The sequence below is a fragment of the Caballeronia sp. INML3B genome, from assembly GCF_023631305.1.
GTDB classification, from domain to species: domain Bacteria; phylum Pseudomonadota; class Gammaproteobacteria; order Burkholderiales; family Burkholderiaceae; genus Caballeronia; species Caballeronia turbans.
The window spans coordinates 168,565-192,295 of record NZ_JALQDI010000081.1 but is presented as its reverse complement, the minus strand read 5'-3'; the positions used below and the strand labels follow the sequence as shown (position 1 = coordinate 192,295).

Here is a 23,731-nt window from a genome sequence, read left to right as displayed (position 1 = left end):
TTCCAAAGCCCCCGCAGTATCATGCTTGTCCACGAGTTGAACCTTCGCCGAAATCCATGGAAAAAGCATTCAGCGAGGCGGATCGCGAAGCGGTCTACCGCGCCATTCACGAGCGTCGCGACATGCGTCACTTCGTGAGCGACCCCATCGCGCCGCCCGTCATGCAGCGGCTCATCGACGCGGCGCTGCATGCGCCGAGTGTCGGCTTCATGCAGCCTTGGCGCATCGTGCGCATCACGTGTGCGCACCGTCGTGCGCAGTTGCGGGACGCTGTCGAACGAGAACGCCTGCTCACAGCCGATGCCCTCGGCGAGCGGCGCGATTCGTTCATGCGACTCAAGGTGGAGGGCCTGCGTGACTGTGCCGAGGTGCTCGTCATGGCCCTGATGGACGGCCGCGAGAACCATGTATTCGGACGGCGCACACTTCCCGAAATGGACCTCGCTTCGGTAGCCTGCGCGATCCAGAACATGTGGCTCGCCGCACGCGCGGAAGGACTCGGAATGGGCTGGGTTTCCCTGTTCGATCCCCAGGAAGTCGCCGCGTTGTTGAGTATGCCCGTGGGCGCGAGACCCATCGCGATTCTCTGCGTGGGACATGTCGAACACTTCTACGATGCACCGATGCTCGAGACCGAGCATTGGGCGAAGCGCCGTTCCATCGAAGAATGCGTCTTCGAGAACGAATGGCCGTCAGCGAAGGATTAGGCAGCGCGGCCGTCTAATGACAACCACTTTATCCACAGATTCTGTGGATAAAGCTGTGCATACCGGTCGTCGAAGGTCGATAAAACTGCTACATGCGGCGACCTTCTTTACTTCTCCGCGCCGATGGTCGTCACCGGTTGCCATTTCATCGACTTCACCTGATAAAGCGTCGATGTCGGGTTATTCAGATCTCCGTATTTATCGAATGAAATATGTCCGGTGATACCGTTGTATTGAATCGTACGGAGAGTCTGCATGAACACGGCAGGCTTCACGGAATTCGCCTGTTTCATCGCGGTAATGGCAAGCCACGCGCAGTCATAGGCGAATGGCGCATAGGTCAGCGTTTCCGCGCCGAAGCGTTTCTTGAATTTCTCCGCGAACGCGCGGCCTTCGGGTAAGGAATCGACGGGCCGGCCGTATTCCCAGGCCATTGCGCCTTCCGCCGCGCTTCCCGCGGAACTGATGAAGACGCTATCGGCGATCCCGCCGCTTCCGACAAACTGTGCGCGTATGCCGAGCTGCTTCATGCGCTTGACGATCAGGCCCGCCTGCGCGTCGAGCCCGCCGAAATACAGAAGATCGGCGTTGGCCGCTTTGATGTTCGTGAGTTGCGCGTTGAATTCGACGGCTTTGTCGTTGGTGTATTCCTCCGATACGATCTGGCCGCCGGCCGCTTTCACGGCCTTCTTGAATTCCTCGACCGCGCCTTGTCCGAAGGCGGTCCGGTCGTCCATCACGGCGATGCGCTTGGCTTTCGTCACGTTGACGGCATACGTGCCGGCGTTGCCGGAGTTCTGCGTGTCGGTCGCGATGATGCGAAACACATTGTTCAACCCCTGCCGCGTGATGGCCGGATTCGTTGCCGCCGGATCGATCAGCGGAATGCCCGCGCGCGCGAATATCGGCGAGGAAGGAAGTGCCACGCCTGAGTTGTAGTAGCCGACCACGGCCACGACGCCGTCGTCGACGAGCTTCTGCGCCACCTGAACGCCGATGCGCGGATCGCCCTGATCATCGACGGAAGCAAGCTCGAACTGAACCGGCTGTCCGCCGATGTTCATGTGTTGAGCGTTCGCCTCTTCCACAGCCAGACGCACGCCGTTTTCGATGTCCTTGCCATTGGCCGCGCCCATGCCCGTGAGCGGCGCGGAAACACCTATACGAACGTTTTGCTGCGCACTGGCTACGAGCGGGGCGATGCAGAGCGCGGTCGCCGCGAGAAGGGAAAGGATCGTTTTCATGACAGGGCACTCGTTGGAGGAATGTCACGCGGTCGAGCCAGTACAGCGAGTCTGCCGCTTTGCGAGTCACTATATCGCCAATGTTCCCGGTTCAAGACATGTTTCGGAAGGCATTGATACGCCCAGCGACATCAAGCTCCGCAGAGACATGCCGCATCGTTATCCGCCGTGGACCGGCATGAATTCTCGTTGCCGATCCACGTGGCGAAGCAGGCCTGACTTATTGCCCGATTTCGCGGATCGTCAGCGCGTTCCTGACGGACGTCACCCCGGCCGTCGCCTTGGCCGCTTCGGTTGCCTGGTCGATTTGCGCGGCATCGGGGACGGTGCCCGCGAGCGTCACAGCGCCGCCGTTCGCACGAACCGATATGTTCGATGTACTCAAACCCTTTACCTTGGTGAGGCTCTTGCGCACATCCTTGGCGAGCTGCCTGTTGGCCGCTTTGGTCGATTTCGCGCTCGGCGCGGCCGGTGCCGCCGATGCGGCGCCGCTGCTCTGGGCGTAGGCGCTCACGATTCCCAAGTTGAACGATGCGGCGATCACGAGGATGCTGGCCGCCACGGCGAGTGGTTTTCGTGCATTCATTGTGAATCTCCCTTTTGACGAGGTTGTTCAAACGCACTGGACGATGGACATTGCCCTCGCACGCGGACGGCGGCAAGCCCGGGAAGTGCGCTGGGAAGTAAAGATACGCCGATCTGCGCGGTATTGTCAGGTGAGCGTTCTGATATCGCGCGTGGCTGAATACTGCTTGTTGCGGCCAATTTGCGGCGCATCAATGTTGACGTCGACGACCGAAAGAGCAACCGATTGGTACGATGAATCGGCTCGGTATCGGCAGAGCCAACTTCTATTCTTTTCTCGCCTAACTGCCCGTACAGACGTAACGCCATTTCGCAGCGTTGACATCGATGCGCGCATCGTCCCGAAGCCGCTTTTCGGCGCGATCCAAATCCGCTTGCCGCAAGGACTCGGCTCGCGCTTTCTGGGTTATCGAAACTTCCGGCTTTCTGAACTGCGTAGCGGGGTAGACCGAGGGTTGCTTTTGCATATTGATGCCCATAAGAAGGAGGTCGTTGACACAGAGGCTTCGATGCACGACGAAAAAGAAAAAGGGGCGTCAGGCGCCCTTTCGCGCGCAGCGTCCTACGCGGATTTCCTGGACATGATGTCGACCGCCCACGAAACTTCATTCACTCGCAGCGATGCGGCCGGCCGCGCAAGGGTGCGCCGAATGAACCGACAAAGCAAGGACAATCGTCGGATCGTTCATGTAAAGGCCGCGTTTGCACGGTATGCGGCCAACTCTCGAAATAGATCGCGACAGCAACCGCGAACAGGTCCAAAATGGCCGATAGAGCGACCTGTTCATGGTCGCCGAACAGGGGTGGAAAAATGGCAAAGGGTCAATTACGTGGTAATCGCGAGGCGAAAAAGCCCAAGCAACCGAAGAAAATCTCTTCTCCAGTCGCCGATCCCTTCAAGGTCCCCGTTCCCAGGACCACGGGTTTGACGAGTGCTCAAAAGAAGAAGTAGCCGTTCAGTCTCGCTGCTTTAAAGGGCTCCGTCGACAGGACTCGGGCGACCGCGGGCACGCATCCGGCTGCTGGTTCGATGCCGGCGCTGTCCGCCGGTTTCGCCTCTCCAAACTATCCGCTTATACAGCCGTCCTTTGTGCATCGATTACGCGATGTACAAATTCGAGTTTCTGAACGGCTACCGGTGCGAGCGTGAACGGATAAGGGTCGGGCATGCCCAGGCTTCGATTCAGGCTGTTCATCGCATAGGTGAGGGGACACCACTGTTTGATGAGCTCATCGAAGGACGGCGAAGAGGACTTCGCTCGATCCACTGCGTCGGGCTCGCTTAAATTCTCGGGATCGATACTGATTCCGCATGCCCGAGCCGTGCCGACCGTGTCCACCATATGTAGATAATGTGCCCATGTCTCGGCCCAATCCTCCCAGGGATGCATGGTGGCATAAGCGCTGACGTGCGCCTTTCCCCAATCCGCCGGTGCGCCGTTCCGATAGTGCGTTTTCAGCGCATCGCGATAGTCGATGCGCTCATCGCCGAACAGCGCCCTGAACGTTCGCAAATGCTTCGTGCCCGCCACCAGCCGGTCGAAATAGTAGTGTCCTATCTCGTGCCTGAAGTGCCCGAGCAAAGTCCGATACGGTTCCCCTAACGCAATGCGCACTCGCTCCCGTCGAAGATCGTCGGCCTCGGCGATGTTCATGGTGATAAGACCGTTGTCGTGGCCCGTCGTGACCTTTGAATCACGAAGACTCTCGCGAAACTCGAATTGCAGACCCGTTTCGGGATTTTGTTCGCGCGTCTCGATCCGCAGTCCCAGGACGGCCAGCGTGTAGAGCAAGCGGCGCTTCGCGGCTTCCAATCTCGACCAATAACCTTTACGTCGACGCGCTCTGAGATTCGGAATGACGGAGGTGAGGCGGCACGACTGACAGAACCGATTGTCGGATTCAACCGGGATCATCCAGTTGCATACCTTCTCGACGGCGTAGTTATGACACGGCCTGTAAAGCGCACCGTCGCCCGTGAGCTGTGCCCTCCAACGACCCGCGCTTTCCTTGACGAACGCGCTCATCTCACCTGATTCAGGGATAAAACCGAGCAACATGCCGCAGCGTTCGCATTGAACGTTTTCGAAGAAGATCAGATGGCCGCAAGCGGTGCAGTGGAAGGTCTTCATTGTGGGCCTGGAAAGATTGAAGCGGCGCGACAAGCCCGGGGATTATTCATGCGGCTCACAAATGACCTTGAACTTGATCAGATCGGCGTCTCCGAAAGTCATGCTGATCGGCACGTCGGCCGCGTCACGGCCACGCGCCATGAGCACCCGGCCCGTGCGCGGTGCGTTGTTGCGCGGATCGAAGGTTTGCCACGTGCCGCCGAGGTAGGCGTCGAACCATGCGCAGAAATCCTGATCCGCGTAGGGCGGCGGGAGATTGACATCGCTGATGTAGCCCGTGCAATACCGGGCGGGAATATTCATGGCGCGGCACAGCGCGATAGCCAGATGCGCGTAGTCCCGGCAAACGCCGATTCCTTCGCTGTGGGCTTCGAATGCCGTTCTGGTGGGTCGGGCGAAGCGATAGTCGAACTTGATATGACCATGCACGTAATCGCAGATGGCGAGCACCCGGGCGCGACCGGCGGGAACGCCGCTAAACAGCCTCCAGGCCGTGTCCGAGAGCAGATCCGTTTCGCAGTAGCGACTGCCGAGAAGAAACTGAAGGCAATCGACCGGCAAAGACTCCACCGGATGCTGACTGCCGTCCGCGGGATAAGTCTCCTGCGTATCCGGCACGTCGAGCACCCCTTCGGTTGCCACGATGAGCGGACCCTGCGAGGGCGTGACGATGCGTGTGCAAAGGTTATCGAATGCATCGTAGTAGTGCGTGAAAGACAATGGCGGATCGAATGAAATGCGATCGGCCTCCAACACGTTTTGCGCCATCGATGGGTGCGTGTTCATCATCAGCACAGCAGGCGTCGCCTGTGTGCAGGCATAGGTCAACTGGAAGCCAACACGAAGTTTCATGGAACCGACGCTCCTGCTACCGGATAAAAAGAGATCCCGCGAGTGCGTCGGGATCGACAAGGCGTTCTGATACGGCGGGTCGGAGCACGCCTGCCATCGGGTGGCATGGAGCGATTGCGAAATTGACCCGTTTTCACCGATTGCGTGCATGAGCCCGCCCAACGCGGAGAGCACGCGGCGCTCGCTATATAGAACGCAACCGTCGTACCCAAAATTGATGGATAAGCACGCGGACTCGCACAAAGCGAGATTCACACGCTGCAAGCCGCGAAAATAAGCGGTAAACGCTTGGCAGCATCGCGCCAGCGGACGAAAGGACCCGCAGACCAATGAACATCCTCTGCCGCCGCCGTCAGCCGAGCGAGCCAAAGATGACGCGGGCACGGCCCATGCTCGGAAGTTGTCAACATTCAGCGGCTCTGCACCGGCCTGACGCGCCGGCGTCGACATCACGCGAACCATCAGCGATGACGATTCAGGCGCAACGCCCTTTACAGACAAGCTACGATCATTTTTCGAGGACGACATGCTATTTCTATTCGTCGAGGATGACGTCGGCTCGGCCGAGGCGTTTGCAGCGCTTGCCGTTTCTCTCGGTCATCAATCGCACCTCGCTCATGACGGCGGCGTCGCGCTGCGCCTCGCCGCCGAAACCCGATACGACGCCATTTTCATGGACATCGGCCTGCCCGATATCGACGGTCTCACCCTGTGTAAATACATCCGCTCGGCAGGAAGCTCGACGCACGCCTGCATCGTCGCGGTAACGGGTAGAGTCGATCTCGAAGAAGACGAAATCGCGGAATTCGACGGTTACGTCACCAAGCCAGTAACCGACGTCGGCCTGACCCGCATCATCCAGGGCTGCTGAGGCGCCGTTCTTATCGTTGCGATTCGTTATCGCTTACAGCGTCACATGCTTTTCGAAGCGTCATGCTTTTCTTATGCGTAACCGTTCGTTCACGCGCGCGCGCCGCCGTTTTATCGTGCTCGCTGCGGCGCATCACAGGCCGTCGTCGAACAACGAACAAATAGGAACGGCAAGACATGGCAGGCTTCAACCGACGCGATTTTCTGGTTTCATCGGGCGTGGCGCTCGCGTCCGCCGGCCTGTCTCCGCTCGCATACGCGCAAGACGCAACGCCTAAACGCGGCGGCACGCTCAACATGCTGATCAACCCCGAGCCGCCCGTGCTCGTCTCCATCTTTCAGACGACAGGACCCGCGCTCGTCGCAAGTTCCAAGGTGCTCGAAGGCCTCCTCGCCTATGACTTCGATCTCAAACCGAAGCCGCAACTCGCGACCGCATGGAACGCGAGCCCGGACGGCCTGAAATACACGTTCACGCTGCGTCAGAACGTGAAGTGGCACGATGGTGAGCCGTTCACGTCGGCGGATGTCGCGTTCTCCATCGAACTGTTGAAATCGATTCATCCGCGCGGACGCAGCACCTTCGCCAACGTGACGCGCGTATCGACGCCCGATGCGCGCACCGCGATCATCGAATTGTCGAAGCCCGCGCCGTATCTGCTGAAGGCGCTGTCCGCCGGCGAATCGCCGATCGTGCCGAAACATCTGTATGCGAACGGTGATCCGCTCACCAACCCGCACAACAATGCGCCCATCGGCACCGGGCCGTTCCGCTTCAAGTCATGGGCGCGCGGCGCGAGCATCGTCTACGAGCGCAATCCGGATTACTGGGACGCGGGCAAGCCCTACATCGATTCGCTCGTGTTCAAGGTGATTCCCGATGCCGCCGCGCGGTCCGCCGCGTTCGAAACCGGCGCGCTCGACCTCGGCGGCGAAAATCCCGTGCCGCTCTCGGATTTGCCGCGTCTTACGCAATTGCCGCAACTCGCCGTGGAAACGCGCGGTTATCGCTTCCTGGAGCCGCTTTCGGAGATCGACTTCAATCTCGATCATCCGATCCTGAAAGATGTCCGCGTGCGCCAGGCGATCGCGCATGCGATCAATCCGCAAGTCGTGCAGAAGACGATCGCCTACGGCTATGCGGATATCTCGCCGACGCCGATCACGCCCGCATCGCCCTACCACGATGCAAAGCTCGCGCCTTATCCGTTCGATACCGCGAACGCGGAAAAGCTGCTCGACGCCGCAGGTTATCCCCGCAAGAACGGCGGCCCGCGCTTTCAGTTGACGCACGATTTTCTGCCCTACGGCGATATGTACCGCCGTCAGGCCGATTACGTGAAATCGGCGCTCGCGCGCGTGGGCATCGACGTGACCGTGCGCTCGCAGGATTTGCCCTCGTTCCTCAAACGCGTGTATGCGGACCGGCAGTTCGATTTCACGAGCATCGGAGTGAATACGTTGTTCGATCCGAGTGTCGGCGTGCAGCGCCTCTACTGGTCGAAGAATATTCGGCCCGGCGTGCCGTTCTCGAACGCGCCGCATTACAGCAACGCGCAAGTGGATGCGCTGCTCGAATCGGCGTCGATCGAAACCGACGAGACAAAGCGCGTGGCGCTGTACCAGCAGTTTCAGCAGATCGTCTATCGCGATCTGCCGATTCTCAATCTCGTGGCGCCGCGCATGGTCACGGTCGCGAACCGGCGGGTGCGCAATCACACGGTGTCGGCGCAGGGGCTCGAAGGCAATCTCGCCGATGTCTATCTGAGCGCCTGAGGATTGCGAGCGATGAACCGACGCACGCGCTTCGCCGCAATCGCGCGACGCACCGCATGGCAGGCTCTGCCGACGGTGCTCGCCATCGTGATCCTGAACTTCTTCCTTCTGAAGCTGATGCCCGGCGACGCCGCCGACGTGCTTGCCGGCGAAGCGGGTTCCGCCACCGCCGAAACGCTCCAGGCATTGCGCGCGAAGTTCGGCCTCGATCAGCCGGTGCTGCATCAGCTCGGCGCGTATCTTTCGCATCTCGCGCACGGCAGTCTCGGCTATTCGCCGCGCTACGACGCGCCCGTGCTGCAACTGATCCTTTCGCGCCTGCCGAACACCTTGCTGCTGATGGGCACGGCGCTCGGGCTTGCGCTCGTCGCGGGTGTCGTGCTGGGCGCGGTCATGGCGCATTGGGCGGGCAAGTGGCCGGATCGCGTGTTGTCCGTGCTCGCGCTGCTGCTCTATTCGACGCCGGGCTTCTGGATCGGGCTGCTCGCCATCGTGCTGTTTTCGGTGCATCTCGGCTGGCTGCCGAGCGGCGGCGATGCCACCATCGGCGCGCAACTGCACGGTTTCGCCCGGTTCGCCGATGTGGCGAGGCATGTGCTGCTGCCCGCCGTGACGCTCGCGACGTTCTTCGTCGCCATCTACGCGCGTCTCACACGCGCCGCGATGCTCGAAGTCCAGCGCCAGGATTTCGTGCGCACCGCCCATGCGAAAGGACTGCATCCATTGCGCGTCACGGTGCGCCACGTGCTGCGCAACGCGCTGATGCCGCTCACGACCATGATCGGCATTCATTTCGGCACGCTGCTCGGCGGCGCGGCTGTCACCGAGACCGTCTTCAGCTGGCCGGGCCTCGGGCGTCTCGCACTGGATGCCGTCATGGCCCGCGATTTCAGCGTGCTGCTCGGCGTGCTGCTGCTCTCGTCGCTGCTCGTGATCGTCGCCAACGTGGCAGTCGATCTGTTGCAGGCGTGGCTCGATCCGCGCATCGCCTGACTCGTCAACTCGAATACGCATGGCTTCCGATTCCACCGAACTTGCTTCATCCGCTCATGGCTCGGCATGGCGGCGACAACTCGCGGGCGCGCTCTTCGGCGCGCGAAGCGCTCGGGGCGTGCCGTCCGCGCACGCCTCGCGGGGCGTCTGGCGTGCGCTGCTCGGCAATCCTTCGGCGCTCGCGGGCATCGTCCTGCTGACGGCGTTCATTGCGCTCGCGCTCGCCGCGCCCCATCTCTTTCCCGGCGATCCGCTCGACATGGTCGCGGCGCCTTTCGAATGGCCCGGCAGCGATCCGCTCTACCGGCTCGGCACCGATTCGCTCGGCCGCGACGTCGCCGCGGGCATCGCGCACGGCACGCGCGTATCGCTGCTGATCGGGGCATCGGCGGCGGCGATCGGGCTCGTCATCGGCACGCTCGTCGGCGCGATCGCAGGCTTCTTCGGCGGCGTGATCGACGATCTCCTCGTGCGCATCACGGAGCTGTTTCAGACCGTGCCGTCGTTTCTGCTCGTGATCGTGATCGTCGCCATCGGACGGCCGAGCGTGACGGTGATCGCGCTCGCCATCGGCGTTGCTTCATGGCCGACGGTCGCGCGTATCGTGCGCGCCGAATTCCGCACGCTGCGCCAGGCGGACTTCGTGCTCGCCGCGCGCAGTCAGGGCTTTTCCGACGCGCGCCTCATCTTCGGCGAGATCCTGCCGAACGCGCTGCCGCCGGTGATCGTCACCGCATCGGTGATGGTCGCGAGCGCGATTCTGATCGAATCGTCGCTGTCGTTTCTCGGCATGGGCGACCCTAACGTCGTCACGTGGGGCGGCATGATCGGCGCGGGGCGCGATTCGTTGCGTACCGCGTGGTATCTGACGGCGCTCCCGGGCGCGGCGATCGTGCTCGCGGTGCTCGCGCTCAATCTGCTCGGCGACGGCCTCAACGACGCACTCAATCCGCGCATGCGCGAACGTTCCTGACCGAGGCCGATACATGGCGAATCTTCTTGAAGTGCGCGATTTGCGTGTGAGTTTCGGCGCGCATCGCGCCGTGCGCGGCATCGACCTCGACCTGGCCGAAGGGGAGACGCTTGCGCTCGTCGGCGAATCGGGCTGCGGCAAGTCCGCGACTGCGCTCTCGCTGATGCGGCTCGTGCCCGAGCCCGGCCGCGTGACGGGCAGCGTGCGTTTCGACGGACGCGACGTGCTCGCCCTGACGCCGCGTGAGATGCGCGATGTGCGCGGCAGTCAGATTTCGATGATCTTTCAGGAGCCGATGACGTCGCTGAACCCGGTGCTGTCCATCGGCGCGCAAATCGTCGAGACCTTGCGACGGCATGAATCGCTGTCGAAGGAAGCGGCGGCGCGGCGCGCGATCGAACTGCTCGATCGCGTGCATATCCCGGAGCCGCACCGGCGCGTGGCCGACTATCCGCATGAGCTGTCAGGCGGTCAGCGGCAGCGCGTGATGATCGCGATGGCCGTGGCCTGTCGTCCGCGTCTTTTGATCGCCGATGAGCCGACCACCGCGCTCGATGTCACGATTCAGGCGCGCATTCTCGACTTGCTCGCCGAGTTGCGGCGCGAACTGTCGATGTCGCTGCTGCTCATCACGCACGATCTCGGTGTCGTGGCCGAGCACGCGGACCGCGTTGCGGTAATGCTCGCGGGCGAGAAAGTCGAGGAAGCGCCCGTCGCGCAGCTTTTCGAGCGGCCGTCGCACGCTTACACGCGCGGTCTGCTGGGCGCATCGCTCAATGTATCGACGGATCTGCATTACCGCGACTGGAAGCTGCCGGAGATCCGGCACGTGCGCAGCGACGACGGCGCGCCCGCGTTCAATGTCACGCCGCTCGCGCCTGTGAGCGCCGCGCGCGCGGACGGCGTCGCGCACGATGAAAGCGCGCCGTTGCTTTCGCTGCAGGATCTGACGGTGGAGTACGCGCATCGGCACGGCAAGGGCGCATTGCGTGCGGTGGATGGGGTGTCGTTCGATATCGCGCGAGGCGAGACCGTCGGGCTCGTCGGTGAGTCCGGCTGCGGAAAATCGACGCTGTCGAAAGCGATCCTGCGACTCGTGCCTGCAACGCATGGCGCGATACGCTTGCGCGGTGCCGATCTCGTGCCGCTGTCGGAGCGCGCATTGCGGCCGCTGCGCCGTCAGGTGCAGATGGTGTTTCAGGACCCGTATGCATCGCTGAACCCGCGACGCACCGTCGGTGAGATTCTGGAGACGGTGATGGCCGTGAACGGTATCGGCGACGCGCATCGAAGACGCACGCGCGCCGCGACGATGCTCGATCGCGTCGGCCTGCCGAGCATTGCGCTCAAGCGCTTTCCGCACGAGTTTTCGGGCGGACAGCGGCAACGCATCGGCATTGCGCGTGCGCTCGTGCTCGAACCGTCGCTGCTGATTTGCGACGAGCCCGTGTCCGCCCTCGACGTGTCGATTCAGGCGCAAATACTCAATCTGCTCGTCGAGCTCAAGCGCGATCTCGGGCTCGCCTATCTCTTCATATCGCACGATCTTTCGGTGGTGCGCTATATCGCCGATCGCGTGCATGTGATGCACGGCGGGCGCATCGTCGAGAGCGGAGATCATCGCGAAATATGGCGCGCGCCGCAGCATGCCTACACGCGCACGCTGCTCGATGCGATCCCCGGGAAGCGCTTCGATGCGCAGGCCGCGTAGAACCCGCATCAGGACAACAGGAAATTCACGTCACATGTCGAACAGAAATCAGAACCTCGAAGCCGCGCTCGCCGCATTGCCCGAGCTGGCAAAGGCCATCGGCGAAGACGCCGCCGCGCGCGAGACGCGTCGTGAACTGCCCTTCGAGGCGTTCGCGCTCTTTCGTCGATCGGGCTTGGGCAAGCTGCGTTTCCCGCTGGAGTGGGGCGGGCTCGGCGGCTCGCTCGAAGACGTTTTCGAGGTGATCGCGACGCTCGCCGCGCACGAAAGCAACGTCGCGCACGCACTGCGCATCCACTACGACCAGACCGAAGCGTTGCTGCTCTCGCCGCGCACGCCGTTCAACGAATTGCAGATCAGGCGCGTGGCGGAAGGCGCGATTTTCGGCGGCGCATCGACGGAAGCGGGCACCTCGCGTCCCGGTGAAATCACGACGCAACTGCGGCGCGAAGGCGATCACTTTCGTCTTACCGGGCGCAAGTATTACGCAACGGGCACGGCGTTTTCCGACTACGCGCGCCTGAACGTGCAGGACGAACACGGCGAAGCGGCGATTGCGGTCGTGCCGGTTCGACGCGAGGGTCTGAGCGTGCTCGACGACTGGGATGGCATGGGGCAGCGCATGACCGCGAGCGGCAGCCTCGAGTTCGACGATCTCATCGTGCACGCCGACGAAGTCACGCCGCGCGTGCAGACGACGCTCGCGGGGCGCCACGGCGGCGCATTGCGCCAGTTGCATCTGGTGGCGGTGGCGGCGGGCATCGTGCGCAATGTCGTCGCGGATGCGCAGCGCTATGTGCTGAAGCACGGGCGTCCGGTGCTGCACAGCGCGGCGCCGTCGGCGCGCGAGGATGCGTTCATTCAGCAGGTCGTCGGCGAACTCACGGCGAACAGCCACGCGATCGACGCGCTCGTGCGCGACAACGCGCGCGTGCTCGAACGATCGTCGCAAGCGATCCGCAACGGCGATGCGAACGCCGACGCGCTCGTGCTCGAAGGCGCGCTCGCGACCGCCAGGACGCAGATCGTCGTCAGCAAGCTCGCATTGAGTGCGGCGGAGCGCATGTTCGAGGCGGGCGGCGCATCGGCGACATCGCGGGCGCACAACTTCGACCGCCACTGGCGCAACCTGCGCACGATCTTCAGTCACAACCCGCTGCTGCACAAGGCGCGCGTGATAGGCGATTACGCGCTGAACGGCGTGACGACGCATCTGACCGAAGGGCGCGTGTTCTGATGCGTGACGCGTTGCGTCGATGACGCTGATGCGATAGCCCGCTGCGCGATAGCCGGCGCCATGACGCTGCAAAGTCCGGGCATGAGCGCGCTACCGCGCGGGCCGGACTCGAGCCTCGATCCCGTTTCAAGTCGCACAATTTCTCGTCACAAAAACGAGCGCGATGAGGTCAAGCAGTCGCTCGCAGCGGTGCATTTCACGGACAAGTGCCGCGCGTCCCCGTCCGAAAAGGAAGGGGCGCGCGGCCATCGTCGATCCTAGACTCCTGAGGCATATCCATTCGATGTCGCAGGCAGTCGTCTTGCAGCATGACCGTGCTGCCGCCTTTCGTCGCTTGGCATGTGCCCTACATCAAGCCGAACAGCGTACGGCGATGCTCGAGCAATATCGACAGCGGCTGCGGCGACTCGATGAACTGGAACCGCTGCGCTTTCCGTCGATGGACGATTTCGACGACATGTTGCGCCCCAAGGCGGCACGCGACGCAATGCGTTGAAAGAATGCGTTGAAAGGCAAGCGCCGATGCCACGGCGCACCTTGTGCCGTGTTGCATCTCAGATCCAAAGGAGAATCACGTGATTCACATCATGAGGCGCGGTCGATCGGCTCAGACCAAGGCCGGCCGGTATCCGCGTGCGTCGCACGGCAGCGGAGGCCTGAAGCGATGAGCAAGCCGCAACCGCAAGGCCGTAGCGCCTACCGCTACTTCCGCGAAATCACCACGCGATGGATGGACAACGACGTCTACGCCCACGTCAACAACGTCGTCTATTACAGTTGGTTCGATACCGTCGTCAACGCCTGGCTGCTGGAACAGAAAATGTTGGACTTTGCCGCAAGTCCCGCGGTCGGTCTCGTCGTGGAAACGACCTGCAATTACTTCTCGTCCATCGCTTTCCCCGACCTCGTGCATGCCGGGTTGCGTGTGGCTCGGCTCGGCACGTCGAGCGTGCAGTACGAAGTCGGGCTATTTGCCAACGACGGCCAGATAGCCTCGGCGCAGGGCCACTTCGTACACGTGTACGTCGATCGGGTGACACGCAGGCCGATGCCGCTGTCGCCCGAACTGCGCCGGGCGCTTCAGACTGTCGAAGTGGCGCGATGAACGCGCGTTTCCGTCGATGAACGACTTCGGCGCCATGCCGAGCCCCGAGGCGGTGCCGACGAAAACTCGTTGAAAAGGAGACTGCAATGTCATTGATCCTCTCGCGCCGCGACCTGGACTTCCTGCTGTACGAATGGCTCGATGTCGAGAAGCTGACGGTCGCCGCGCGTTATGCGGACCATTCCCGCGAAACCTTCGACGCCGCACTGGACACCTGCGAGAAGATCGCCACCGATCTCTTCGCCACGCATAACAAGAAGAACGACGAGCAGGAGCCGCGTTTCGACGGCGAAACCGTGCACATCATTCCCGAAGTCAGGCGCGCGCTCACCGCCTTTTGCGAAGCCGGCCTGATGGCTGCGGGCCAGGACTACGAGCTGGGCGGCATGCAACTGCCGATGGTGCTCGAAAAAGCGGCCTTTGCCTGGTTCAACGCAGCGAATATCGGCACGACGACGTATCCGTTTCTCACCATCGGCAACGCTAATCTGCTGCTGGCCCACGGCACACGTCAGCAGATCGACACGTTCGTGCGGCCGGAAATGGAGGGTCGCTTCTTCGGCACGATGTGCCTGTCCGAACCGCAGGCGGGTTCGTCGCTTTCGGACATCGCGACGCGAGCCGAGTACGAGAGCGACTCGCCGCTCGGCGCGCAATACCGTCTGCGTGGCAACAAGATGTGGATCTCCGGCGGGGAGCATGATCTGTCGGAGAATATCGTGCATCTCGTGCTCGCGAAGATCCCCGGCCCCGACGGCAAGCTGCTGCCGGGCGTGAAGGGCATTTCGCTCTTCATCGTGCCGAAGTATCTGGTCGGCGAGGACGGCTCGCGCGGCGAGCACAACGACGTGGTCCTCGCGGGTCTGAACCACAAGATGGGCTATCGAGGCGCGACCAACTGCCTGCTGAATTTCGGCGAGGGCGTGAAGCATCGGCCGGAAGGCCGGGCGGGTGCGATCGGCTATCGCGTGGGCGAGGCCGGCCAGGGACTCACCTATATGTTCCACATGATGAACGAGGCGCGCATCGGGGTCGGGCTCGGGGCGGCGGCGCTCGGTTACACCGGCTATCTGCATGCGCTCGACTACGCGCGCAACCGTCCGCAGGGACGGGTCACGGGAGCGGGCGGCAAGGACCCGGCGAGCCCGCAGGTGAGGCTCGTGGAGCACGCGGACATCCGCCGCATGCTGCTGGCGCAGAAGAGCTACGCGGAGGGCGGACTCGCGCTGAACTTATATTGCGCGAAGCTCGTCGATGAAGCGCGTGCCGCCGAGGCCGCGGACGCCGCTCGGGCAACGGAGAAATATTCGCTGTTGCTCGACATCCTGACTCCGATCGCCAAAAGCTGGCCGTCGCAATGGTGTCTCGAAGCCAATAACCTCGCGATTCAGGTGCACGGCGGCTATGGCTACACGCGCGAATATAACGTCGAGCAGTTTTATCGCGACAACCGCCTCAATCCGATCCACGAGGGGACGCACGGCATTCAGGCGCTGGACCTGCTCGGCCGCAAGGTCACGATGAAGGACGGCAAGGCGTTACGCGTGCTGGTCGAGCGGATGCGGGCCAGCGCCGCGCGCGCGACGGCGGCCGCCGATACGGCGCTCGTCGAATACGGCGCGACGCTCGATGAGACCGTGACGCGCCTCCTGCACGTCAGCGACACACTATGGGCCGCCGGCGATCCCGCGTTGACGCTCGCGAACGCTTCGGTTTATCTGGAGGCGTTCGGTCACGTCGTGATGGCGTGGATATGGCTCGAGCAGGCGCTCGCGGCGCAGGCCGCGCTCGTCAGCACCGGCGACGAGTACGACCGCGCGTTCTATCGCGGCAAGCTCGCCGCAACAGCGTATTTCTATCGATGGGAATTGCCGCGCGTCGGTCCGCAGTTGACGCTGCTCGCGTCGCTGGATCGCACGGCGTTCGACATGCAGGACGCGTGGTTCTGAAGCGCGCGAGAGCCTGATTCGCCGCTGCATTCGACGATGCAGCGGCGCCATTCCCGGCACGACGCAAACTCAATGGCGGGCTTCGCGTTCCCAGTCGTCCTGGTCCATGGCGAGCCGGAAGCCGAGATGCGACATGCCGTTCATCGGGTCCGTGCCGCGGCGTGCGCTGGTCCGATAGCTGATGCAGTACGTTTCGCTGCAGAGGAACGAGCCGCCGCGCGTCACGCGTTCGGGTGCCGACGCGGTCGGGCCGTTATCCGGGTCGTAGCTCGACGAAGGCCCGGAAGGATTGCTGACGACACGTCCTGACGCCGACTCGATGCGAAACGCGTCCGCGCGATACCAGTCGGCCACCCATTGCCAGACGTTGCCGGCCATATCGTAGAGACCATAGCCATTCGGCGCGAAGCTGCCCACGGCCGTCGTGCCCACCTGAACCTTCTCCTGGCTGCCGCGATCCAGCGTGACGGGAAATGGTCGGGCCGTATCGTCCCAGGTATTGGCCATCTTTTTGCCGCGCGGCGTGAATTCGTTGCCCCACGCATAGTCGGCCTGTTCCAGACCGCCGCGCGCCGCATATTCCCACTCCGCTTCAGTCGGGAGCCGCTTGTGCGCCCAGTGCGCGTAAGCGAGCGCATCTTCATAGGACACCTGCACGACGGGATGCGTCTCCTTGCCGGCGATACTGCTGTCCGGCCCGGTCGGATGCCGCCAGTTCGCGCCGGGCACGAACTTCCACCAGCGCGAATAGTCGTTCAGCGCGACGGGCGCGTCGGTGCCGGTGAAAACAAGGCCGCCGGGAACGAGCGTGTCGTCGGCGGGGCGCGGCGTGCCGGGCGGAAGCTGAACCGCCAGATCTTCCCAGCGCGGCTTGCGCTCGGCTGTCGTGAGATAGCCGGTCGCGGCGACGAATCGGGCGAATTGCGCGTTGGTGACGTCGTGGCGGTCGATCCAGTAGCCATGCAGCCTGACCTCGTGTGCGGGCCGTTCGTTGGGCAACGCGCGCGGGTGCTCGCTGCCCATCAGGAAATCGCCGCCGGGAATCCATACCATGTCTTTCGGGCCGGCCGCGCCGTCGCCCACGGCGAGCGGTGCGGGGCCCTTGAAGTGCTGATACGCGGCGATGGCGGTGCCGGTCAGGAAAAGCGCGAGCGCGACGGCGCCCGCCTTGTGCCAATGCTTGTTCGATGACTTCATTGCTTGTCCAATGCCGAAAGCGCCGACGTCGGGCTGGACATCGGCGCGTTTCGAGCCTACTTCAACGAGGCCTGCGTTCTGGGCGGATACTTCTTGAGCACCTGCTGGTAGCGGGCGAACTCCATCACGAGCGGGACGCTGGCCGGGATATGGCGGATCGCGATCGACTCCTCTTCCTTCGGGTCCGCGTAGAGGTTGAAGACCAGCACGGTCCACGCGTCGCCGACCATCCCCGCGAAGCCGCCGTTGTAACCCTTCCGGGTCGCGGCGTCCGGAAGCTGAAACTTCTTCATCATCTTGAATTCGTCGACGCGCACGGCCGAAAGCTCGTCGTTCCAGAAGTACATGACGCTGCGCCGGTTCGAGACACCCTTGTCAGCGAGCAGGAACGAAGTCTGGTCGATGCCGTCGATGTAGGTCGTCGAAGGCACGAGTTTCGAAAGGCCCTTGTCCGGCGTGCCGGCGAGCGCGATCGACGTATTGAACAGGTCGGCAAAATCGAAGAGGCCGTCGGAGCGGCGCGGCTCGATCATGCCTTTCCAGTAGACGAAGAAGGGCGAGCGCACCGCGCCTTCCCACGTCGAGCCCTTGCCGCCGCGAAACATCGAGCGTGCCGCCGGCTGGACTTCCTGCTCCGGGCCGTTGTCCGACGCGAAGAACACGATCGTGTTATCCAGCTGGCCGTTCGCCTGCAGCGTGTCGATCAACTTCTTGAACATGTCGTTGACCTCCACGATGCAGTCGCCATAGTTCGTGCGCGATGCCGAGCGTCCGGCGTAATGCGCGTTGGGATAGTTGTCGAAGTGGCACGCGCGCGGCGCGTAGTACAGGAAGAAGGGCTTAGTCGCGTTCTTCTCGCGGTTCAGGAAATCGACGGTGTAGTCGAGCCACTTCGTGTCCAGGTCCTTGATGGTATCGGTGTTGATTTCGTACAGGCTTTCGATCTTGCCGCCCTTCACGGCGTGCACGTCGCTCTTGTTGAACGGCAGATTGGCGATGTAGCGATAGCGCTCGGGACTCAGCGCGATTTCCGGGTTGTACTGCGGGTCGCGCCATTCGGTGTACATATCGGAGACCGACAGGAAGCCGCGGAAGTCGTCGAAGCCCACGTTCTGCGGCTGCGAGCCCGTGTTCTCGCCCATGTGCCACTTGCCGACCGCCTGGGTCGTGTAACCCGCGTTCGAGAGCAGTTGCGGCAGTGTGGTGAGACCGGCGAGGCCGCCCGGCTGGCCGTACATCGGCGGAATCTGGATGCCGTGATGGGCCATGTTCTGGCCGGTCATGATCGTCGCGCGAGTGGGCGAGCAGCTCGGCTGGGAATAGGCCGAACTCAAGACGAGGCTCTGGTTTGCGATGCGGTCGATGTCCGGCGTCGCATTGCCCACGGCCTCGCCGCCCCCGTTGAAGCCGAAGTCGCTATAGCCGACGTCGTCGAGCAGGAAGACCACGATGTTCGGACGCTTGCCGGTCTTCTTCTGCAGGGCCTCCAGCTTGCGGACGGCCTCCTGCTCCTGATCGGCGTGCGCGACGACCGGCTCCATGTTGTCCGCGAGCTTGACCGTGCGGGACGCCAGATACTGGTTGGGCTGGTCATAGCCGGCCAGGCCCTGTTGTCTGGTCGGTTCGGTGATCGTCTGCGCGCCGACGGCGTGCGAGATGGCCAGTGCTGCTCCTGCTGCAAGAAGCAAGACCGGGATGATGCGTTTCATGGCGTCTCCTGCTGTTGTAGTAATGGACGGCGACTGGCCGGCGAACGGCGCGTGGGAGCGGGGGACGCACGCGGCCACGCGGTTCGCAGGCGCAGTCGTTGCGCCCGGGACGCGACTCACTTGCGAAATTAACAGCGTCGGACGCGTCGAATACCCCTCGTGAATAGGGGGCGCGCTTCGAGTGCGTATCAGCCCAGCTTGCGCGAGATGATGAGCTTCTGAATGTGGCTCGTGCCTTCGTAGATCTTGCAGACGCGCACGTCGCGCAGATAGCGCTCCACCGGGAAGTCGCACAGATAACCGTAGCCGCCGTGAATCTGGAGCGCGCTCGAGCAGACCTTCTCGGCCATCTCGCTCGCGAAGAGCTTGGCGATCGACGCTTCCTTCACGCAATCCACGCCGGTGTCGCGCAAGCGCGCGGCGTGAACGCAATACTGGAACGCGACGTCGACCTGCGCGGCCATGTCGGCCAGATCGAACGCGACGGCCTGGAGCTGCGCGATGGGCGCGCCATACGCCTCGCGTTCATTGGCATATTTCACCGCCGCGTCGAGCGCGCCGCGCGCCGCGCCCGCAGCGATGAACGCGATGCCGATGCGGCCATCCGACAAACCGCTCATCACCGTCCGGTAGCCGTCACCCTCCGCGCCGAGCCGGTGCTCCACGGGCACGCGACAGTTTTCGAGCGCGATCTGCGCCGTGTGGGCGGTATGCTGGCCGAGCTTCTCCTCGACGCGCGTCGTGGCGTAGCCAGGCTGCGACGGATCGACGATGAACGTCGTTGCGCCGCGCTTGCCCGCTGCCTTGTCGGTGATGGCGAATGCCACGCCGACGCCGGCCTCGCTCCCGTTCGAGATGAACTGCTTCGAGCCGTTGAGAACGTAGTGATCGCCGTCGCGCACCGCGCTCGTGCGCAGTGCCGCCGTGTCCGAGCCGGCATGCGCTTCGGAGAGCAGGAAGGCGCCGATCGACTCGCCGCTCGCCATCGCGGGCAGGAAGCGCTGCTTCTGCGCCTCGGTGCCGTGCTCCGCGATGCACATCGCCGTGAAGTTGTGGACGTGCAGGATCGTGGCGAGGCCCGCGTCGTGAGCGGCGAACTCGTGCTGCGCGAGGCAAAAGTCCAGCACGCCCGCGCCCGTGCCGCCATAGGCCTCGGGCACCAGCATGCCGAGAAATCCGAGTTCGGCGAGCGCCTCGATTTCGGCGCGCGGCCACGCGGACTCGCGATCGCGCCGGGCAGCCGTCGGCGCGATGATGTCGTGAGCGACGCGGCGCGCCGAGTCGCGAATCATGATCTGCTGCTCGCTGAGGAACAGGCTGGAAAGGTCTTTACTCATGGATCGTCGTCCTCATGTGGGGGCGGGGGCGGACCGGGCGAGCGGCGCAGAGCGCCCGTCCCAGTCGCGCAGGATGTCCTGCGTGTGTTCGCCGCGCCGCGGGATCGGGCGGGGTCCGGGCAGCGGCCCGAGCGAGAAGCGCGGCGCAGGGTTAGCCTGCAGGACGCCGTTCGCGCGCGTGTACACGCCGCGCGCCTGCATATGCGGATGCAGCGCGGCTTCTTCGGGACTCAGTACGGGCGCGAAACAGGCATCGCTGCCTTCGAGCAATGCGCACCATTCATCGCGGGTGCGTGTGGCGAAGAGATCGGCGAAGCGCTGGCGCAGATCGGGCCATGCGCTCGCGTCGTAGGCGTGGTCGAAAGCGGGGTCGTCCGCGAAACCGAGCTTGTCGCGCAGCAGGCGATAGAACTTCGGTTCGAGCGAGCCGACCGAGATCATCCCGCCGTCCGCGCAGCGATACGTGTTGTACCAATGCGGGCCGTCGAGCAGGCTCCGGCCGCGCTCGGCCGTGAACTGTCCGGACGCCTGCAGCGCATGCAGCAAGGTCATCATGTGCGCGCTGCCGTCGACGATGGCGACATCCACCACTTGCCCCTTGCCGCTCGCGCGCGCGTGCATGATGCCCGCGAGCAGCCCCACGGCGAGATAGAGCGCGCCGCCGCCGATGTCGCCCACGAGGCTCGGCGGCGTAATGGGCGGTTCGCCCGGCTGGCCCGAATACCACAGCGCGCCGGACAAGGCGATGTAGTTGAGGTCGTGCCCCGCGGCATGGGCGAGCGGGCCGGTTTGCCCCCAGCCGGTCATCCGGCCGTAAACGAGCCGCGGGTTATGTTGCAGGCACACGTCCGGCCCGAGGCCGAGGCGCTCCATCACGCCGGGCCGCATGCCTTCGATCAGCGCGTCGCATCGTTTCGCCAGTTGCAGCACGGTCCCGACGCCCTCGGGCGTTTTCAGATCGACAGCCACCGAGCGCTTGCCGCGATTCGGGATGTCGTGATTGCCGAGATCGATCCGGTCGGTGTCGGGATCGACGCGATCGACCACGACCACGTCCGCGCCCAGATCCGCGAGCAGCATGCCGCAAAACGGCCCCGGTCCGATGCCTGCGATCTCCAGCACGCGCACACCGCTGAGCGGGCCTTGCCAGTCTGGCGCCATGGTCTGCCTCATCATCGTTGGATGCGGCCAATGATAGAGAGCGCGCCGCGCGCAGACACCCCCTCGGAAGGAATGGGTGGGGTGCCGAGCGGCGCATCGCGGAGGCGCGCCGCGCCCCCTATTTGGACAGGGGCGCGGAGGGCGGCGGCTTACGTTGCGCCCGATACGCTCATTTGATGAAGCCGTGCTCGCGCGCCCACGTCATGGCGTCATAGCGCGAGGAAACGCCGAGCTTGGTGAGGATGTTGCGCACGTTCCATTTCGTGGTCCCGACGGCGATGTTCAGGGTCAGGGCGATGCGCTTGTTGGACATGGCCTGCGAGATCAGCAGCAGGATTTCCCGTTCGCGCGGCGTGAGATTGACGCCTTCTCGCGCGAGCGCCTGCGCGTCCTGTTTGCCGGCGCGCGCCGGCGGCGGCGTGTGTGCGGCGTCGCCGGGCTTCAGCAGCGTGTCGAGCAGCGCCGCGGCCTGCGGCGAGAGCGCCGCCGTGTTGCGCAGCGTTGCGAAACGCCGCGTGACCGGCTCGCCGTCGTCGATGAAGGTGCGCACGAGTCCGAGCGCCGCGCCCGTGTTCAAGGCATCGACGAGACACTGCCGGGCTGCCGGCGTCTGTTCGATGTCCTCATAGGCGGCCGCCGCCAGCAGGTTCACGCGCACGAGCAGGCGTTCGCGGCCGGCGGCGAGCGCGAAGGCCCGCGCCTGCTGGAGGGCGTTGAGCGCCTCGGATGCGTTGCAGTTCACGAGGGCGAGGCGGGCACGCGAGAGCGCCGCGATCGCCCGTGTCTCGTCGGCCGAGGCGGGGTCGGCTGTGCCTTCGCTGGCGGTGGCGAGCGCGTCGAGTTGCGTCATGACGCCCTGCGCGCGGATGTGATCGCCGTCGCCGAGGAGGATCTTCACGGCCTCGCCCAGCATGAACGCGGCGGGCCGCGGCAGGCCGAGCGCCTGCAGATGCGCGGCCTGCCGCTGAAGGAAGGCGAGGGCCGCTGCCGGGCCCTGATCGAGCCGGTCGAGCCGGGCGTGGACGAGTGATGCCTGCACCATGACGTCGGGCCACGAGGCGCGCAGCAAGCTGGTCCGGTTGGCGAGGACGTCGCGCGCCTCGGCGATGCGGTCGAGCTCGTAGTACGCATCGCCCAGCATCGCTGCGCAAAGGCCCGCGCAGACCGAGTGCCGCCCATAAGTCGTCTCGGCCTGCTCGAGCAGCGCCTCGCCGAGGCGGGCCGTTTCGCGCACCTGGCCTTGCTTCAGATACGTCGCGGGCAGCGTGGCCTCGAACATCAGCGCGATTTCGCTGCCCTGATCGTCGCTCTGCACGGCGTGCTCGTCATGCAGACGCAGGGCTTCGCGAATACGGCCCACGTGCGCGAAGGCGGTCACGAGCGCACCGACGTAGACGTATTTCAAGGTGCGGTTCGAGGGCCACGACTCTTGCGGGCGCTCGAGCAGGCGGGTGACGTGCCGGCCATCGTCGCGCTGCATCGCGATGGTCGCCTCCGCCAGCGCGAGCTGGACCTCCATGCCGGGCAGGCGGGCCGCGTCGGTGCGCCGCAACTGGTCGAGCCAGCGCTGTGCCTGCGCCGGCCGCGCGGTCAGGGCGTAGGTCAGGCAGCCAAGAAACGAAAGACGCGGATGCTCGACGAGCATGTCCTCCGGTAAATGATCGAGCAGCTGGACCATCGCGCCGACGGCGCTGAAACGCCAGTCGGGCGGCATGGCGCTTTCGACGGTCCGCACCGCGAGCCCGAGGTCGCCGGTGAGCTTCGCATGACGCACGGCGGCGACGAGCATCTGCTGGCTGGCGAACCACGCGCTCGCGCGCCGGTGCAGCGTCTGCACGATCCCGCCGCCGCGCGCGGCCAGCCTGCTGCCGAGAAACTCGCCGAGCAGCGGATGAAAGCGGTACCACGGCGTGCGATCCTCAGTTTCGACGCGCTGGATCAGCAGGAACTCCTCTTCGGCGCGCTTCAGGAGATCGGCGGCTTGCGTCCGCGCGGTGACGTGCGCGGCGAGCGCCGCGTTGAAGCGCCGCAGCGGCGCGAGCATTTCGAGGAACGCGATCATCTCGGCGGGCACCTGCGCGATCACGTCCTCGGCAAGGTAGTTCTGCAGGTCGCCCGAGCGCCGCAGGAACACCGGCAACTGGCCGCGCGTGGCCGGGCGATTGCGCAGCATGATCGCGATGAGTTGCAGGC

At 64.0% G+C, this 23,731-nt stretch carries 19 protein-coding genes; 10 read left to right on the top strand and 9 right to left on the bottom strand.

The features are described 5' to 3' along the window. Positions 1 to 56: 56 nt before the first annotated feature. A complete protein-coding gene (gene bluB, locus NCS58_RS33135) occupies positions 57 to 707 on the top strand; it encodes a 5,6-dimethylbenzimidazole synthase (protein WP_250477988.1) in 651 nt (216 codons plus the stop codon). A 107-nt stretch (positions 708 to 814) separates the two neighbouring features. Here the strand turns inward: bluB and NCS58_RS33130 are convergent, their stop codons facing one another. The 4 genes from NCS58_RS33130 to NCS58_RS34430 all read right to left on the bottom strand — a co-directional run bounded on the left by NCS58_RS33130 (position 815) and on the right by NCS58_RS34430 (position 6,048). Then, positions 815 to 1,951, bottom strand: a complete 1,137-nt coding sequence (locus NCS58_RS33130) for a branched-chain amino acid ABC transporter substrate-binding protein (protein ID WP_250477987.1) — start codon at positions 1,949 to 1,951, stop codon at positions 815 to 817. Between the two features lie 220 nt (positions 1,952 to 2,171). Then, entirely contained in the window at positions 2,172 to 2,537 is a 366-nt protein-coding gene (locus NCS58_RS33125; protein WP_250477986.1) for a BON domain-containing protein, read from the bottom strand. 1,072 nt (positions 2,538 to 3,609) lie between these two features. After that, positions 3,610 to 4,668 (bottom strand): putative zinc-binding metallopeptidase, encoded by a 1,059-nt coding sequence (locus NCS58_RS33115; RefSeq protein ID WP_250477985.1) that lies wholly within the window; start codon positions 4,666 to 4,668, stop codon positions 3,610 to 3,612. 42 nt (positions 4,669 to 4,710) lie between these two features. Continuing rightward, positions 4,711 to 6,048: a transglutaminase family protein gene (locus NCS58_RS34430; RefSeq protein ID WP_311765935.1), complete on the bottom strand. Its 1,338-nt coding sequence runs from the start codon at positions 6,046 to 6,048 to the stop codon at positions 4,711 to 4,713. Between NCS58_RS34430 and NCS58_RS33105 the strand changes: the two genes are divergently transcribed. The 9 genes from NCS58_RS33105 (at position 6,047) to NCS58_RS33065 (ending at position 16,134) form a co-directional block, all read left to right on the top strand. Beyond that, positions 6,047 to 6,391 carry a response regulator gene (locus tag NCS58_RS33105; RefSeq protein WP_250477984.1) on the top strand — a complete coding sequence of 115 codons (345 nt, stop codon included), beginning with the start codon at positions 6,047 to 6,049 and terminating at the stop codon, positions 6,389 to 6,391. The two genes, NCS58_RS34430 and NCS58_RS33105, sit on opposite strands and share 2 nt — an antisense overlap. Before the next feature lie 176 nt (positions 6,392 to 6,567). Then, on the top strand, positions 6,568 to 8,166 hold the full coding sequence (locus tag NCS58_RS33100) for an ABC transporter substrate-binding protein (RefSeq protein ID WP_061118697.1): 1,599 nt from the start codon (positions 6,568 to 6,570) through the stop codon (positions 8,164 to 8,166). A gap of 12 nt (positions 8,167 to 8,178) precedes the next feature. After that, positions 8,179 to 9,159 (top strand): ABC transporter permease, encoded by a 981-nt coding sequence (locus NCS58_RS33095; protein WP_250477983.1) that lies wholly within the window; start codon positions 8,179 to 8,181, stop codon positions 9,157 to 9,159. A gap of 19 nt (positions 9,160 to 9,178) precedes the next feature. Beyond that, entirely contained in the window at positions 9,179 to 10,132 is a 954-nt protein-coding gene (locus NCS58_RS33090; RefSeq protein WP_061118695.1) for an ABC transporter permease, read from the top strand. Positions 10,133 to 10,145: 13 nt separating this feature from the next. Beyond that, positions 10,146 to 11,843: an ABC transporter ATP-binding protein gene (locus NCS58_RS33085; protein WP_250477982.1), complete on the top strand. Its 1,698-nt coding sequence runs from the start codon at positions 10,146 to 10,148 to the stop codon at positions 11,841 to 11,843. A 34-nt stretch (positions 11,844 to 11,877) separates the two neighbouring features. Next, positions 11,878 to 13,080 carry an acyl-CoA dehydrogenase family protein gene (locus tag NCS58_RS33080; protein ID WP_250477981.1) on the top strand — a complete coding sequence of 401 codons (1,203 nt, stop codon included), beginning with the start codon at positions 11,878 to 11,880 and terminating at the stop codon, positions 13,078 to 13,080. 283 nt (positions 13,081 to 13,363) lie between these two features. Further along, positions 13,364 to 13,576, top strand: a complete 213-nt coding sequence (locus NCS58_RS33075; protein WP_250477980.1) for a hypothetical protein — start codon at positions 13,364 to 13,366, stop codon at positions 13,574 to 13,576. A 168-nt stretch (positions 13,577 to 13,744) separates the two neighbouring features. After that, positions 13,745 to 14,185: a thioesterase family protein gene (locus NCS58_RS33070; RefSeq protein ID WP_250477979.1), complete on the top strand. Its 441-nt coding sequence runs from the start codon at positions 13,745 to 13,747 to the stop codon at positions 14,183 to 14,185. An 86-nt stretch (positions 14,186 to 14,271) separates the two neighbouring features. Next, positions 14,272 to 16,134, top strand: a complete 1,863-nt coding sequence (locus NCS58_RS33065) for an acyl-CoA dehydrogenase (RefSeq protein ID WP_250477978.1) — start codon at positions 14,272 to 14,274, stop codon at positions 16,132 to 16,134. Positions 16,135 to 16,203: 69 nt separating this feature from the next. On the opposite strand, the gene NCS58_RS33060 is transcribed toward NCS58_RS33065, so the two are convergent. The 5 genes from NCS58_RS33060 to NCS58_RS33040 form a co-directional block, all read right to left on the bottom strand. After that, positions 16,204 to 17,331, bottom strand: a complete 1,128-nt coding sequence (locus NCS58_RS33060) for a formylglycine-generating enzyme family protein (protein ID WP_250477977.1) — start codon at positions 17,329 to 17,331, stop codon at positions 16,204 to 16,206. Positions 17,332 to 17,387: 56 nt separating this feature from the next. After that, the gene (locus NCS58_RS33055; protein ID WP_284502515.1) at positions 17,388 to 19,040 is read right to left on the bottom strand and encodes a sulfatase-like hydrolase/transferase; all 1,653 of its coding nucleotides are present in this window, start codon (positions 19,038 to 19,040) and stop codon (positions 17,388 to 17,390) included. 188 nt (positions 19,041 to 19,228) lie between these two features. Then, positions 19,229 to 20,377 carry an acyl-CoA dehydrogenase family protein gene (locus NCS58_RS33050; RefSeq protein ID WP_284502513.1) on the bottom strand — a complete coding sequence of 383 codons (1,149 nt, stop codon included), beginning with the start codon at positions 20,375 to 20,377 and terminating at the stop codon, positions 19,229 to 19,231. Positions 20,378 to 20,389: 12 nt separating this feature from the next. Continuing rightward, a complete protein-coding gene (locus NCS58_RS33045) occupies positions 20,390 to 21,538 on the bottom strand; it encodes a CaiB/BaiF CoA-transferase family protein (protein ID WP_250477976.1) in 1,149 nt (382 codons plus the stop codon). A gap of 169 nt (positions 21,539 to 21,707) precedes the next feature. Continuing rightward, positions 21,708 to 23,711: a LuxR C-terminal-related transcriptional regulator gene (locus tag NCS58_RS33040; protein WP_250539017.1), complete on the bottom strand. Its 2,004-nt coding sequence runs from the start codon at positions 23,709 to 23,711 to the stop codon at positions 21,708 to 21,710. Positions 23,712 to 23,731: the final 20 nt, after the last annotated feature.